The 15435-nt window shown below is 45.1% G+C and carries 10 protein-coding genes; 7 read left to right on the top strand and 3 right to left on the bottom strand.

The annotated features are described in order from the left end of the window. Nucleotides 1-280: 280 nt before the first annotated feature. Entirely contained in the window at nt 281-2431 is a 2151-nt protein-coding gene (gene katG / locus ICN34_RS10620; RefSeq protein ID WP_216122592.1) for a catalase/peroxidase HPI, read from the bottom strand. Between the two features lie 821 nt (nt 2432-3252). Next, entirely contained in the window at nt 3253-3732 is a 480-nt protein-coding gene (locus ICN34_RS10615) for a hypothetical protein (protein ID WP_216122590.1), read from the bottom strand. Between the two features lie 103 nt (nt 3733-3835). Here ICN34_RS10615 and ICN34_RS10610 point away from each other — a divergent pair, with 103 nt between their 5' ends. Genes ICN34_RS10610 through ICN34_RS10580 form a run of 7 tightly spaced genes read left to right on the top strand, consistent with a single transcriptional unit; the run spans nt 3836 to nt 13894 of the window. After that, nucleotides 3836-5065 carry an HD domain-containing phosphohydrolase gene (locus tag ICN34_RS10610; protein WP_216122588.1) on the top strand — a complete coding sequence of 410 codons (1230 nt, stop codon included), beginning with the start codon at nt 3836-3838 and terminating at the stop codon, nt 5063-5065. Nucleotides 5066-5067: 2 nt separating this feature from the next. Continuing rightward, on the top strand, nt 5068-5901 hold the full coding sequence (locus ICN34_RS10605) for a GGDEF domain-containing protein (protein WP_216122586.1): 834 nt from the start codon (nt 5068-5070) through the stop codon (nt 5899-5901). A 40-nt stretch (nt 5902-5941) separates the two neighbouring features. Continuing rightward, entirely contained in the window at nt 5942-6286 is a 345-nt protein-coding gene (locus tag ICN34_RS10600) for a diacylglycerol kinase (protein WP_216122584.1), read from the top strand. After that, the gene (locus ICN34_RS10595) at nt 6286-6978 is read left to right on the top strand and encodes a hypothetical protein (protein WP_216122583.1); all 693 of its coding nucleotides are present in this window, start codon (nt 6286-6288) and stop codon (nt 6976-6978) included. The genes ICN34_RS10600 and ICN34_RS10595 overlap by 1 nt, the downstream gene beginning before the upstream one ends. 5 nt (nt 6979-6983) lie before the next feature. Beyond that, nucleotides 6984-9707, top strand: coding sequence for a UDP-forming cellulose synthase catalytic subunit (bcsA, locus tag ICN34_RS10590; protein WP_216122581.1), 2724 nt, complete (start codon nt 6984-6986; stop codon nt 9705-9707). Next, on the top strand, nt 9667-13494 hold the full coding sequence (locus tag ICN34_RS10585) for a cellulose synthase subunit BcsC-related outer membrane protein (protein ID WP_216122579.1): 3828 nt from the start codon (nt 9667-9669) through the stop codon (nt 13492-13494). Before bcsA ends, ICN34_RS10585 begins: the two co-directional genes overlap by 41 nt. A gap of 13 nt (nt 13495-13507) precedes the next feature. Next, nucleotides 13508-13894, top strand: coding sequence for a tetratricopeptide repeat protein (locus ICN34_RS10580; RefSeq protein WP_216122577.1), 387 nt, complete (start codon nt 13508-13510; stop codon nt 13892-13894). Here ICN34_RS10580 and bcsG read toward each other — a convergent pair. Further along, on the bottom strand, nt 13891-15435 hold the full coding sequence (bcsG, locus tag ICN34_RS10575; protein WP_216122575.1) for a cellulose biosynthesis protein BcsG: 1545 nt from the start codon (nt 15433-15435) through the stop codon (nt 13891-13893). The genes ICN34_RS10580 and bcsG overlap by 4 nt on opposite strands.

Genomic DNA, 15435 nt, shown 5'->3' with positions numbered 1-15435 from the left:
TAAAAAATCACAAATTACCAAAACAGAATTGTTGGCTCAACCAGAAGCGTTTGATTTAAGGCCAAAACCCGTGTACACGCTTTAAATCTAAATCAATGGAAGTATTTTGGGTTTTTACACAGCCTCGGTCGAGAAGTGACTGATTGTCTGAATAGAGCCCAAAGTCCCAGATCGGTCAAATTCGGACAGAGTACTAACTCTTAAGCAATTTGGATCTTTTTAAAACAAAAATAAGGGAGGCAAAGCCTCCCTTATTAATGCAAAGTTATTGCCGTATAAACTAAAACAGGTCTGCGTTCATAACCTTAGTCCAAGCAGCAACAAAGTCATTCACAAACTTCTCCTTGTTGTCATCTTGCGCATAGACTTCTGCGTAGGCGCGCAGGATAGAGTTAGAGCCAAACACCAGATCGACTCGAGTAGCAGTCCATTTCTTGTCGCCTGTATTGCGCTCAACAATGTCGTAGCTATTTCTGCTGGTAGGTTTCCACTGGTAATTCATATCAGTTAGGTTGACAAAAAAGTCATTGCTTAATACACCTTCTCTTCCTGTGAATACCCCGTGTTTCGTTCCGCCATAGTTTGTGCCAATTACACGCATGCCTCCTACCAGCGCAGTCATCTCTTGGGCGGTGAGTCCCATTAACTGCGTACGGTCTAAAAGCATTTCTTCTGGCATCACAACATAGTTTTCTTTTAACCAATTGCGATAGCCGTCTGCGAGTGGTTCAAGAACTTCAAATGACTCTACATCTGTCATTTCCTGGGTAGCATCACCACGGCCAGGAGTAAATGGTAACTTGACGTCAAATCCTCCAGCTTTGGCGGCCTGTTCAATGCCGATATTGCCACCCAGTACGATGGTGTCAGCAATGCTGATGTCGGATTCTGTGGCAATTTTTTCATAGACCGACAGTACTTTTGCCAAACGCTCAGGCTCGTTTCCGGCCCAGTTTTTTTGAGGTGCCAAACGAATGCGTGCACCATTAGCGCCGCCGCGTTTATCTGAGCCGCGATAAGTGCGAGCGCTATCCCAAGCGGTGGTTACTAGATCGCTGATAGATAGACCGCTTGCTTTGATCTTGGTTTTCACGGCCTCAATGCCATAGTCTTTTGGGCCTACTGGCACAGGGTCTTGCCAGATTAAATCTTCCTGAGGTACATCTGGGCCGAAGTATCTCGCTTTAGGTCCCATGTCGCGATGGGTTAACTTAAACCAAGCCCTAGCAAACGTTTCGGAGAAATAAGCTTGATCCTTGTGGAACTTCTCTGAGATTTTGCGATATTCAGGATCCACCTTCATTGCCATGTCTGCATCGGTCATCATTGGCATGCAGCGAATAGAGGCATCTTCAACACCGACAGGCTTATCTTCTTCTTTAATGTTGATAGGTTCATATTGCCAGGCACCCGCCGGACTCTTAGTCAGCTTCCATTCGTAATTCAATAACAAATGGAAGTAACCGTTATCCCACTGGGTTGGATGTGTTGTCCAGGCGCCTTCAATGCCGCTGGTGACGGTATCCCTGCCAATGCCACGAGTCTTATGATTCATCCAGCCAAGACCTTGCTCATCAATCGGAGCAGCTTCTGGCGCTGGTCCAAGATTGACTGCGTTGCCATTGCCATGTGCTTTGCCGACGGTATGTCCACCAGCCGTAAGCGCAACAGTCTCTTCATCGTTCATGGCCATGCGAGCAAAAGTTACCCGAATGTCATGAGCCGTTTTTAATGGATCTGGATTGCCGTCTACACCTTCTGGATTTACATAGATTAAACCCATCATGACGGCGGCAAGAGGATTGGCTAAGTCTCGTTCGCCAGAGTAGCGACTACCTTTACCACCACTTTTTTGGAGCCATTCTTTTTCAGAGCCCCAATAAATATCTTTTTCTGGATGCCAAATATCTTCGCGACCAAATGAGAAGCCAAATGTTTTCAGGCCCATAGATTCGTAGGCAATAGTGCCAGCCAGGATCATCAGATCGGCCCAGCTGACTGTATTGCCGTATTTCTTTTTGAGGGGCCATAAGAGGCGACGGGCTTTATCGAGATTAGTGTTGTCAGGCCAAGAATTCAATGGGGCAAAGCGTTGATTACCTGTACCGGCTCCACCGCGACCATCAGCAATACGATAGCTACCTGCAGAGTGCCAGGCCAAACGAATCATCAGACCGCCGTAGTGCCCCCAATCTGCTGGCCACCAATCTTGGCTATTGAGTAGCAGCTCTTTCATATCTTTCTTGAGCGCACCTACATCGAGTTTTTTTAATTCATCTCGATAGTTAAATGACGGACCCATTGGATTTGTCTTTGTATCTTGCTGATGAAGAATGTCTAGGTTTAGAGACTTTGGCCACCATGCCATAGGGGTGTTACTTGATCCGGTATTGGCGCCGTGAGCTACTGGGCACATTCCTTGTGATGTCATTTAGATCTCCTTGTAGGTAAATCATTTGTGGTTTTTCAACCTTGACTAGTTCAGACTAACTGATAAAGCAACTGTTCGTATGTATTGGGCTGACTTATCTATTCACCAGCCATGAATATAATAAGAATATTCATCATTTATCTCCTGTGATGGGTCCAAGCTTCGAATTTCTTACCAAATCCCTTTCGTATTGATATTTAAGGAAATACAAGCCTTCTGCTATCCCAGCCAATCGATTTTGAATTGTCATCTTTAACTCCCTTGTGTTTTGTGTTGCGATGGACTTATCTTGTTCCTTAGCAATTGATCTGTCTAATAAATTAATATGAACTTATTAATCGATTAAATCGATAACAAAATTCAAATCATTTTTTTCAGTCCATGCTAATCCAGATGGTTGGGAATAAAGATGATTGCTTGTTGGTGGTTAACGCTTAAGTCCCCCTTGAGTCGGACTCTGCAAGTGGCGGTTAAGTAAGGGCGAGCGACCGCTCTACACCTTATAGCTGCCTTCCGAGTAATAAGGTCAAACAGGCCCTAGTGACAGTTGTAAACCAGCCGCCTTATTGCAGAATAGAAGTGATTGTTAGTTACTTATTTTTTGGGAACGGCCGACGTAGGACCCTTGCTCTATAAGGGGCCTAATCTTCAAATTAATTCCCAAAAAAGCCCGCAGAGCCATATAGAATATGACTTGCATACCCAGATTGTGATTCTGGTTGTCGCGGGTTCGAGCCCCGTCGTTCGCCCCACAGTATTAAAGTAAAAAAGCTCCTCAATGGGAGCTTTTTTACTTTTCGCCACCCATATCTCTTTTGCTCTTATCTCTTACTTCTGGCCGATCTAGCCGATTCAGCGGCAAGGTTAGACATTTTTACAGCTTCGGCGGCGGCCATGGCTGCGCGCTTAGTGGCTTCAGCAGCTTCAGCTGAGGCAAAGATTGAGGACTCCTCGGCTTGATGAGCAACAGCGGCAGCAGCAGCTGCGGCAGCAGCGGAGGCGGCAGCGGCAGCCTCAATGGCAGCTTCGGCGGAGGCAGCAGCGGCATCAGCAGCCGCCTCTGCGGCATCTACTACTGCTTCTGATGCGGCTAGCTTGGCCGCGGTTGCGCAATTCTTGGCGGAGAGGGAGGCTTTTTCAGCGGATATAGCGGCTCTCTTAGCGGCTTCAAGTGCGCTCGAGGTCAAAGCCTTGAGGGTAACTATCGCATCAGCATAGCGAGCATTAACGGTGATGTATCCCTGACGTAGGTTGCTCACCTCGGATTCCAAGCCGATCAGCTTTGCATAGATTTTTGTCAATATCTTCTTTCATATTCCCTTGTTAGTAGTTTACGTTTTCATACTCTGCCTATTTATTGGCAATTGCAAGCCTTTTAGGGCGATTTAGAGCCATAATAAAAAGATGAAAACAAAGCCTATAAATCAGCATAACTTATCTTCTGATTTAGCCATTCGTGACGAGTTAGAAAAGCGAGGCTGGGCTTTATCCGCACTTTCAGAAGCGGCTGCTGCACTGGCACGTGCAAACTCTACTGAGTTATTGATTCAAGAAGTTTGTCAGGCGATTGCTGCACAAGGTCCATACATTCTTGCTTGGGTGGGACAAGCTGAGGGTGACGCCTTTAAGACCGTCAAAGTAGTTGGGGTTGCTGGGGCTGCCTCTGGCTACATTAAAGATATTGTGGTGAGCTGGTCCAGCGCTGAAGTAACTGGACGCGGACCTGCAGGTAGTTGCATTCGGAGTAATAAAACGAGCGTAGTTATCGATGATGAAATAGATCCTGGATTTGTTGCTTGGCGCGAGCGTGCCAAAGAGTTTGGCATTCGTTCGGCAATCGGTTGTCCAATTCCTGATGGTATTACTGGGATGCCCTTTGGTGTACTGATGGTGTATTCGAAAGTTCCGAATACATTTGGAGCTTCTGAAGTTCAGTTATTTGAAAGTCTTGCTAAAGAGATTGGATTTGGACTGCGCTCTATTGAACGTCAACATAAGTTAGATGACCAAATTCATGAAAAAGAAGTAACGCAAGAGCGCCTTGCAACTGCATTACGCGCAACTATTGAGGCTATGTCCAAGACTATGGAGTGGCGCGACCCCTATACTGCCGGTCATCAAAAGAGGGTAGCCAGTATTGCGATGGCTATTGGCCGTCAATTAGGTTGGGACAATGAGCGTATTCAGGCTATCTATATGGCAGCAATGGTGCATGACATTGGCAAGATGGCAGTACCATCAGAAATTTTGACCAAGCCCTCACGATTGACTGACCTGGAAATGCAAATGGTGCAAGGGCACGTAGAGGCTGGCTATCAAATTCTGAAAGATATTCCATTTCCCTGGCCAATCGCAGATATGGTTCGTCAACATCATGAGCGTTTAGATGGCAGTGGTTATCCAATGGGCTTGAAAGACAAGCAGATCAGCCAGGAGGGACGGGTGTTGGCCGTAGCCGATACGATCGAGGCAATGGCAACCCATAGGCCCTATCGCCCCGCTAAGGGATTAAATTCGGCAATGGATGAAATTCAAGCTGAGGCAGGCACCAAGTTAGATGCGAAAGTTGTCGAAGCTGCATTTAAGTTGCTTGAAAATGAAAATGAGCTGCAAAAGATATTAGATACGCATTAACGATGATGATTAAATGGATCGCACTCGGCGCATATTATTTGACTTTACTTGCGCAAGTTTTTGCAACGATATTTGCGCTCAAGATATTTTTTAAATCAAAAGCGTATCGTCTGGCTAGCGGCGCCTTAGCGCTCGGTTTTGGTTTGATGATAGGAAGGCGAATTACTCCTCTTCTGCATTTTTATCTAGATGGCTACTACAACCTCTTGGACGCAGCTTTAGCCTTTTCTATTTCAGTACTGCTTTTTTTGGGTCTGATGCAAATCCAAAAAATTATTTTAGAGTTAGAGGAAAAGAATTTTCTACTTGATCACATTTCAAAGACAGATTCATTAACTCAAGCGTTAAGTCGATTGGAAACTTTCCATCAAGCAGAATTGGAGATTGAAAGATCTTTGCGTAATGGGGAGCCGGTAGCTTTCCTAATGCTGGATATTGACCACTTTAAAAATATCAATGATGAGTATGGCCATCCGCTAGGCGATATCGTTCTGACAAATCTTGTGAAGCACTGCCAAAAAGAGCTCCGTGTTATTGATATCTTCGGGCGTGTAGGGGGCGAGGAATTCTTCGTTGTTTTGCCAGGGGATGATATTGGGAGTGCTTTTGAGGTCGCTGAGCGCTTGCGTAAAAGGGTGCTCTCCACCCCTTCAGCTCTTGTGGGTGGCAAAGAGATCTTCATATCAATCAGTATCGGCGCTGCTAGTTTCAGCCCCAAAATGGATGGAGAGACCAAGTCCAGTCTGGTTTTAAGGACTTTTTATGCCAAGGCCGACCAGGCCATGTACATGGCCAAGTCTAAAGGCCGGAATCGAACGGAGATTTGGACTCAATAGGCTAATAAAATAGCTTATATTCCTAATAAAATTGATAGTAATGCAAAAAAAGCGAAATATTATTCATGCAACTATCAATGCAATTGATGGTGCCAAAGAGCTCATTCTTCAAAAAGCGGCCCGTAGAGAGTTAATTCTTGTGGTGATTGCCATCGGATTTTTTTGTTATCGCCCAAATGTATATACCGTATTAATAGCTGTTCTATCCCTGGTTTTACTAGCGGTTGAAGCTCTTAATACAGCTATTGAAAAGATCTGCGATCTCATTACCTTGGAAGAGCATCCTGAGATTAAAAAGATCAAAGATCTTGGTGCGGCAGCAGTGATGATTATCGTGCTGGCTATTGTTCTCATCTTTATTCGCTACTTATCACCATTCTTCTGATGAGTAACTTTTTAAGTGCCTTTCATATACATATCATTCCTAGGGGTGATGTGGAGTCACCGGACGAATCATCTCTTCAAGCTATTCGCGAGAACTTGCTTCTTTTGATTGCAAGAATTTGTAAAGATTTTCGCGGTGCACCATTTGAAGAGTCTCGCGGAAAAATCATTTATGCATTTGAGCAAATCAGTTTCGCAGCTCAAGCAGCTATGGCCATTCAAATAGAGGCAGATGCGTTGAATGCAAAAAATCATTCAGACCCTATATGTTTGGCCTCGATTGGGATTGTTGCTCTGATTAACCCATTCACTGGATTCAGGGAGGAGGAGCGCTCGATCCAGCTAGCCTCGTTCATGGCAGAGGCTGCTGGCCCTGGAGAGCTTTATCTATCCGAGGGCGCGCATGATTCCTTAAAAAACCCAGGCTCACTTCTATGTCGCTTTACACGACAGCTACTGAGAACTGGTGAAGATAGAGCCCTCAATGCCTATGAAGTCTTTTGGAATCCAACAGAGGTTGATCCAGGAAGGCTCCATAAAGATCCTAATAGCATCGATTTGGAGCTTCAGCCAATTCGCTCCTTTGGTCTGAAATTGGCTGCCGGAGTTTTGCTACTCTTCTTTGGAGTGCTTTTGCTGACTGTAGGCTGGGAAGCACTTTGGGTCTGGTTTATTGCGGTGGTGAATCGCTAATGTTTATGCGCGATCGTCATTTTAGAATCACTGCAAGCTTATGCATGTTTGCCTTGGGTATTGGCGTCATGATTTACTTCGCCGAGGAATTGCTTAATTTTGGTGGCCAACTCTATTTAGGTTGGGGCTCTTTCTTCATCATCTTCTTAATGTCGAAGGTGAAGTATTTCCGCAATCAACCTTGGCGTTCTTTATTCATTGTTTTAGCGCTCTTTGTTAGTTGCCGTTATATGGCATGGCGTATTTTTGACACCTTAATTTATACCGGTTTCTTTGATTTTATCGGGACCGCTCTATTGTTCCTGGCGGAGCTATATGGCTTCACCTTATTTCTACTAGACATGTTTGTGAACTTCTCGCCAATGTCTAGTGAAATCGTTCCCTTATCTCAAGACGAGTCTTCTTATCCCTCTGTAGATATCTTTATTCCTACTTACGATGAGTCTGAAACCATCGTTCGCATGACGGTGACTGCAGCGACTCAGATTCAATACCCTGAAGAAAAGCTCAATATTTATATCCTGGACGACGGCGGGACCCATGCCAAGCGTCGCAGCAAGGAAACGGGCCATCAAGCCTGGAGACGCCATTACAACTTAAGAAGACTTGCTAAAGAGTTGGGTGTGCAATACATCACCCGCGATACCAATCAAAAAGCTAAGGCCGGCAATATCAATCATGCTTTGCAGCATAGCAAAGGCGATCTCATTTTAATTTTGGATTGCGATCAAATACCGACCAAAGATATATTGCACAACACAGTGGGGCAGTTTATAAGCGATCCCAAAATGTTCTTGGTGCAAACCCCGCATTTCTTCATCAATGAAACTCCAGTCAATAATGTGATTACTGGCGTTTCTAATCGCCCGGATGAGAGTGAGATGTTTTATCGCAAGATTCAACCCGCGATGAATTTTTGGAACTCGGCCTTTTTCTGTGGCTCCGCAGCAGTTCTGCGTCGTCAGTACCTCATGGAAGTAGGCGGTATTGCGATTAAGACAATTACGGAAGATTGTGAGACTTCACTGATTCTCCATGCGCATGGCTATAACAGCAGTTATATCAATAAGCCCATGGTCTGCGGTCTTTCCCCAGAAACTCCATCTGACTATCTAACCCAGCATTCTCGTTGGGCCAAGGGGATGCTCCAGATCTTGATGCATTACAACCCCTTGTTTATGCGTGGGCTGAGTCTGCCCCAACGCCTGGCTTATTTTTCTTCGTCATACTCTTGGCTTTTTGGATTTGCTCGCTATATTTTTTTCTTGGCGCCATCAGCATTTTTAATCCTAGGGCTGAATGTGTATTCAGCCAATTGGCACGAGATGGTAGATTTCACCGTTCCTTATGCGCTGAGTATTTTGGTGGTGATCTCATACTTCTTTGCTGGTTCGCGTCAACTCTTCTTCTCGGAAATTTATGAAACTGTAAAAGGTTTTAGGATGATTCGAGAGCTTATGCCAGTTCTCCTAAATCCTTGGAAGCAAAAGTTTCTGGTAACACCAAAGGGTCTTACTTTAGAAAAAGAGCAGCTCAGCTGGGACGCCTTCCCGTTATTTATCCTGGTAACCATCAACGCTGTTTCTATTCTTATTGCTGCTCTTCGCTGGCATTACGAGCCTATTTGGCATGACAACATTGTCATTACTGCAATATGGTGTTGTATCAATATTTGGTTGGGCTTAATGTCTCTAGGTGCCTTTTGGGAAAAACGTCAAGTCAGAGCCTATTACCGAATTGGTGGCGGCGGTACAGTTACGGTGCTTCGTGGTGATGGCCTAGCTGTTATCGAAGCAAATTTAGAGGATGTTTCGGTAAGCGGCATTGGGTTCGTTCTTCCATTCAATACTGACCTGAAAGTTAGCGAATCTATTCAATTGGCCGTGAATGATAGTTATGGAAATCACTATACATTTAGGGCAAAAGTAGTTCGTATGCAAAAAGAGGCCGACCATTATTTTTGTGGCACACAGTTTGTAGAAGAGCAAATTGGAAGTCCTGGCGCTATTGCTTTCGTATATGGTGATAGTGGTCGTTGGCAGTATATATGGGATGCTAGTGCGGAACTCAAGCATGCAAAACTTCAGCTGTATTTGTTAACGAAGTTAGGGTTTAAGGCCGTACGCGAAAACTCTGCGGGCTATTTTGCATACATCACAAAAAGTCTAGGTACTTTTATCGTGATGCTATTTAATCCCTATGTTTGGTTTTACGCGGTCACTGGCTTAACCAATTGGATTATTTATCTATTCTATTTATTTGTGGTCTACACCATTGGTTTGGTCGATCATGAGCAAGCAAGAACCTTCCCTCGTTTACAGGCTGGGGAAAAGATGACCGTGTATTTCCCTAAGTTGGATGCCACGTTAGAGGGATGGGCCTTTGATATATCCCTTACAGGTATCGGTATCAAGGTGAATCTACCGTTCTTAATTGACGATAACGAATTAATAGAGGTTTCTGTATCTGGCGTAATAAAAGCCCAGCAACGCATGGATTGCATGATTCGCCGAGTGATTAAACAAGGCGATGAAGTTATCCTGGGCGCTGAATTTATTGTGGATAACAGTAATTTCTTCAAGATCGTGAGCTTTGTTTATGGCCAAGGATCGAAAATGGTATTTTCATTGGCGGTTCAGAACTTAAGAAGAATTTTGTCTTATCTCTTTTTCACCGGAGAGCTATCTGATGAACGCAAGAGTGTCACTTCCTCTAAACCTTTGGGTTAATGGCTCTTTGAAAATAAAAGCCCTTCATCTCTGTCTAGGTTTTGCATTGCTCTCTTCAGTTGGGATAGCGGAGTCCATCTACGCTTCGGATAGCGCCCTTAGTAGGCAGGAGATTTCAGAAGCCAGAAGGGTATTAACCCAAGCTACGATTCTGCAAAAGAGTGGCAAGTCAGCTGAGGCAAATGCATTTCTAAAAGAGAAGTTCCCAAACGGACCCCCTGCGGGCGATTTGGCGGTTGGCTATTACAAAATTATTGCCAGCTTGCCTGGGGGGTGGAATGAGGCGCGCTCAGGATTGGAGGGCTTAGTTAAATCTGATTCTAAAAACTTGCAATACACCTTAGCTTTAGACGCTTTATTAGGCTCAAAGCCTGAAACCCGTGATCTTGCGTTTCAAAATTTGGCTGCAACATACAAAGTTCGTAAGGTAGATAAGCAGAGAGTGCTTCAAGTTTGGAGAGAGGTGCTCAATGCCCAACAGATTGGCCCAGAACTTATCCCCCTTTATGAGCAGTATCTAAAGTTAGATCCCCATAATCAAGAAATAACCGGTCGTTGGATTATGGAGAAGGATGCGCTTGAAGAGCGTAAACGCATTGCAAGCGATCCTTTACTTAGACGTCGTCAGGTTGGTTTAGACCTACTGGATAAGGGAGATATTGTAGGTGCAGAAGCGCCACTCATGGATACCCTGAAGGCTAGGCCAAAGGATTATTTGGCATTGGGTGGTATGGGCTTAATTCGGATGCGGCAGGGTAACTATGAAGAAGCTGTTGCTTACTATCAGAAAGCCTTAGCACTCAATCCTGAAAACAGCGGCAAGTGGAAGAGTCTGATATCCACCAGTCAGTACTGGGGTCAAATTCATCAGGCTGAAGATGCCCGGGATAAGAAGAATTACTCCTTGGCGATGGAGAAAATCCGCGCCGCTATTCAGCTGGAGCCGCAGGGTGCAGAAGGGATTGCTGTATTGGGCACTATTGAAGCTGAGCGTGGAAATAACAAAGAAGCTGAAAAGCAATTCCGAGAAGCCTTAGCCATTAAATCTGATAACGGGATTGCATTACGGGGATTAGTTCAGCTATTAATTAATACTGGTAGGCGAGATGATGCTCTGGCATTAATTAATGCGCAGGCGCCTGCAAATAGCCCTGCTGGTAAGGGATATGATTATTTGCGTATCAAGATTTTGAGTTCACAGGCAGATGATTTAATAAATAAAGGGCAGGGTGAGGCCGCTATCCCCTATCTTCAGAGCGCGCTAAAGCTTGATCCACTCAATCCTTGGTTGCGCTTTCAGCTGGCTGGAGTTTATGAGGGTCTGGGCTCGGTCGATAAAGGTTTGGTTGTAATGAAAGAGGGCTTGCGACTTGCCCCCAATGATCCCGAGATGACTAATGCGAATGTCCTATTCTTATTAAGTGCAGATAAAACTGAGGAAGCTTTAAGCCTGATGCGCAGTGCGCTGGCTAAACCCTCTTCTGATGCAATATCTCTTCGCTTAACGTATGCCAATGTTCTCAATCGCTTACAGCGTGATGATGAGCTAGGTCCGGTATTGCAGCAGCTTGCCAAAGCCCAGGTATCACCAAGCGATAAGCTGAAATTGACTCAGATACGACTCGATTTTGATATTCGCCAAGCGCTCGAAGCGGGCGACATCCAAAAAGCCATTGTTCTTTTGAAGCAGGCAATAGCGTTAGACAAGGATGAGATTTGGCTGCGCTTAGATTTGGCGCGCTTATATGCAAAGCTGCACCGCCCTAATGAGGGCATTGCAATATTTGATGCCTTTTTAAAAACGCACCCTAATAGTATTGAATGTTTGTATGCCTATGCTTTGTACTTATCTGGCCTAGATCAAAATCAACCAGCACTCAAAATCTTGGAGCGTATTCCAGCATCTGAACGTACTCCTAAAATTACGCGCTTCCAAAGAGGTGTTTGGGTTGATTTACGACTAACTCAGATAAATAGACTCAATGCCCAGGGAAGTCATGACAAGGCTATCGCCCAGCTAAGCGTACTTGAGGATGAGGTATCCAATGACCCCGACCTTTCTTCCTTGGTTGCGTTGATGTGGGGCAAAATCGGAAAAGTGGAGCAAGCCAACGCTCTTTTTCAGAAAATTGAGCAGAGCACTCCAAATCTTTCAGTTGAATGGCATTTGCGTTATGCAAACTTTCTTCTAAATAACGATCAGCCGGAGGCATTCCAAAAGGAGATGGCTCTGGTCTCAAGTCAAAAGTTAAGTCCTGGTCAAAAGCAGGATTATGCTGATCTTCAAGAGGCAGCAGAGCTTAGGGCGATTGGTCAATTCATTCGGTCTGGCGATATTCAGGTTGCTAAAGAAAAGCTTCAACCGCTGATTTCTGCAAAGCCCAATAATTACAAGATGATGTATTTGGATAGTCAGATCCAAAGAAGAGAAGGGTATCTGGATAAGGCGATCGATATTGAGCAACGGGCGCTTATCCAATCCCCAGTGCCGCTCTCTAGCTACAATAGTATTTCCACACTCAAGCCAGTCGCTAGCGTTTCGGGGGTTTCTGTATACCAGATTGAACCACCAATCCTGGAGCCTTCAGCTGTCGCATCAGGAAGCTCATACCAATATAAACAGATAGCCGACATGATTGACATGCGCACTAATTGGCTTGATTCAGCTGTCGACTATTTATCTCTCAATGGCACCCCAGGACAGTCTTATTACCGTGCAACGGAGATTCCACTTGAGTGGAAGATGCCAATGCGCGCAGATGAGAGAATGACCTTCCGCGCAGACCAGGTCAACATTAATGCCGGCACCATTGATGCTGGTAACTCGTATCAAGTAAGTACTTTTGGCACTATGGCTACCGTTTGCGGTGGTGGAACTGGCCCCGGAAAATGTCCAACTGGTTACTCAAATCAATCTGCATCAGGCACCGCTCTCAATATTGGCTATGAGAAGCAAAACTTTAAGGCAGATATTGGTACAACCCCATTAGGCTTTCTCACCCAAAACTGGATTGGTGGAGTAAAGCAGAAGCTGGATGCGGGCCCTGTTGGAATCTCATTGGAATTGGCGCGCCGTCCCATGACCAGTACTTTGCTTTCTTATGCGGGTACTCGTGATCCCGTGACTGGTTCCGTCTGGGGCGGTATGGTTGCGACTGGTGGAACGGTTGGCTTGAGCCTAGATCAGGGTGGTACTTTAGGTGGTTGGACATACTACAGAGCACGTAGCCTTACTGGTACTAACGTTCAGAGCAATAGTGATAATCAATTTATGGCTGGTCTTAATTGGAGAATCATTAATGAGACCGATCGTCAACTCGCTAGTGGTCTGACAGGTATGTTGTGGGGCTTTAAACAAAATGCTGGCGAGTTTACTTATGGACAGGGCGGTTACTATAGCCCGCAAAGCTATCGCTCCGTCACCCTCCCATTAAATTATTCGCAGCGTTTCACGCGCTTCTCTTATATTGTTGGTGGATCCGTCTCGAGCAATTGGTCACGAACAGATGCAGCGCCGTATTATCCTACTAATGCGGCTTATCAAGCTGCCGCTGGTAATCCTTACTATTCTTCAAGTGCGGGCCCTGGTTCAGCATATTCATTTTTGGCAGCTTGGGAATATCAAGTCACCCCATCAGTCTTTGTTGGTAATCGCTTAAAGTTAGAGCGTTCGCCTTACTATGCTCCAAATAGTTTTGTGCTGTACGTCCGGATTGCGCTTGATGGTACTGCGCCAAACCCTGTACCTTTGCAAACGCAGCCGGTAATCCCGACGTCCCGCTTTTAATGAATTTTAGATAATGAACAAATCTATCTCATCCTCTATCTTGTTTCTGGTGATAGGTATGGTCGCATCCTCAATGCTGAGCGCTCAGCCCTTGAGTGGTCCCCCTGTGTTTGATCCCTATCTTCCCGGAGAACTCAATGAACGTGCACTGTATGCGTTGAAGGAGCAAGATATCTCTACTGCAGTCATCCTGCTGGAGAGGGCATATCGCTTAAATCCACATAGCCCTGACATTAAGGCTAACTTAGAAGTAGTTCGAAAGATTGCTCAAGAAAAGAATCCAATTGAGATCAATGGAGAGGTTGTTTATTTAGATGCACTTGGTAATTCAGTCAGCACTGATAAAGTGATAGATATTCCTGCGCTATGGCCGGAGTCTACAGCTAAGCCGAAGCCTTAGTTATTGGTTTCGAATAAATTCCAGTTGATATCGTTGGAGCGGAAGTAGTACGAGGCTCCAAACTTCATAATCACTGAATCTTCATTCTCAGCCACAAAGCGTGTACTCGGTAGATTCTTTAGATAGATCTCTGCGCTTGGACTATTGGCACCAAAAGGTGCTTTGCCCACAAACTTGGAGATTAAGTCGGAAGCTGCCAGGTAGCTAGTCGGCTGTTCGATGATATTTGTCTTGACCGGGCTATCCGCTTTACCAGTAAACATGATTCCCACAGGAACATTGGTCACGTTAGGGCTTGGGATTTCACGCATACCCACGATCTCATTTTTATTTCTGCGAATTGCTGCACCATGCTCAGGGATGAACACAATTACCACTTGTCGGCCAGAGCTATTGACCTTGGCATAAAAGCGATCAATATCACTCAATAATTTACTCGCTCTGCGAGAGTAGGTTTCGACGCTGTTTTCTAGCTTGCCACCATCCAGCGCACGATTACCATCATGCAACGAGATCGTATTGTAGAAAAGGGCGACCCGTTCATTAGGGGACTTCATGCGGGCGTCCCACCAATTGGATAGCACGGAGTAGTCATCATAAATCTGCGAGCCATCAAAACCTCTTAAATAAGGGGTAGCTTGCGTGTTGTCGAACAGCGGAGCAGACATGCCCCCCTCGTTGCGGATTTCCTTCAGGAGGTCGCCGTATTTACCATCATGATTCAAGGCCAACTGAACTTGGAAGCCTGTTTTATTGAGATTGTTAAATAACAGGGAATCTTCAACGGCAGGCTTGTATAAATCGCGTTGGTCCTGTTGTCCACGACTTCCACGCAATAGGCGAATAATCGATGGCCCGCTATAAGAAGAAGCCGAATTAAAGTTGGTAAACAAATAGTGGAAGCGCTGGAACAGCGGATTGTTATCTTCTTTGATGTATTTAAGGTCGTCCCAAGCCAGGGAGCAGACATTTATGACTAGGACATCAAACGGAGCACCACTGGCCTTTTGTGAGCGGTTGAAGGCGGTGCGAGATGCTTCTTCAATAAAGAAGCCATCAAGCGATTCAGTGAGCGCTGTATCGCTGGGCAGGCCAATGACTTGACCATCAGCATCGTAGGCTAAGGAAGGCATAGTCGCCCCCAATGGAAGCAGGGTGCTCATGATTGCTAATGACGCAATGGTGGTCATTCTGATCTTCTTAGAAAGAAGGAAGTAAACAATATAGAGCCCCAGCAAGATGGCAATTACTCGCCAATCAAAAATTCGGGTTAAAAGTTCAAGGTAATACTGATAACTAAAATCGAGTAACTGGCTAATTTTAGGAATGATATTGCGCAGAGGTGGCAGCGGACTATCAAAATACAGAATAACAATACCAATAGGTAGCGCTACCCATTTACGAATTCGAAGCAAAGTCGGATTAGCATGGGAAAAAATTAGAAATAGTGCAAAAGCGGCATTAACAAAAAAATGGAAATGAACATAACCTGTATAGAACAGTATTATTTTGATAATGAAATAGAAATTCCAAATTCCCAT

Origin of the sequence: Polynucleobacter sp. Tro8-14-1, from assembly GCF_018881655.1 — a bacterium.
GTDB lineage: Bacteria > Pseudomonadota > Gammaproteobacteria > Burkholderiales > Burkholderiaceae > Polynucleobacter.
This window is presented reverse-complemented; position numbering and strand designations above follow the sequence as displayed.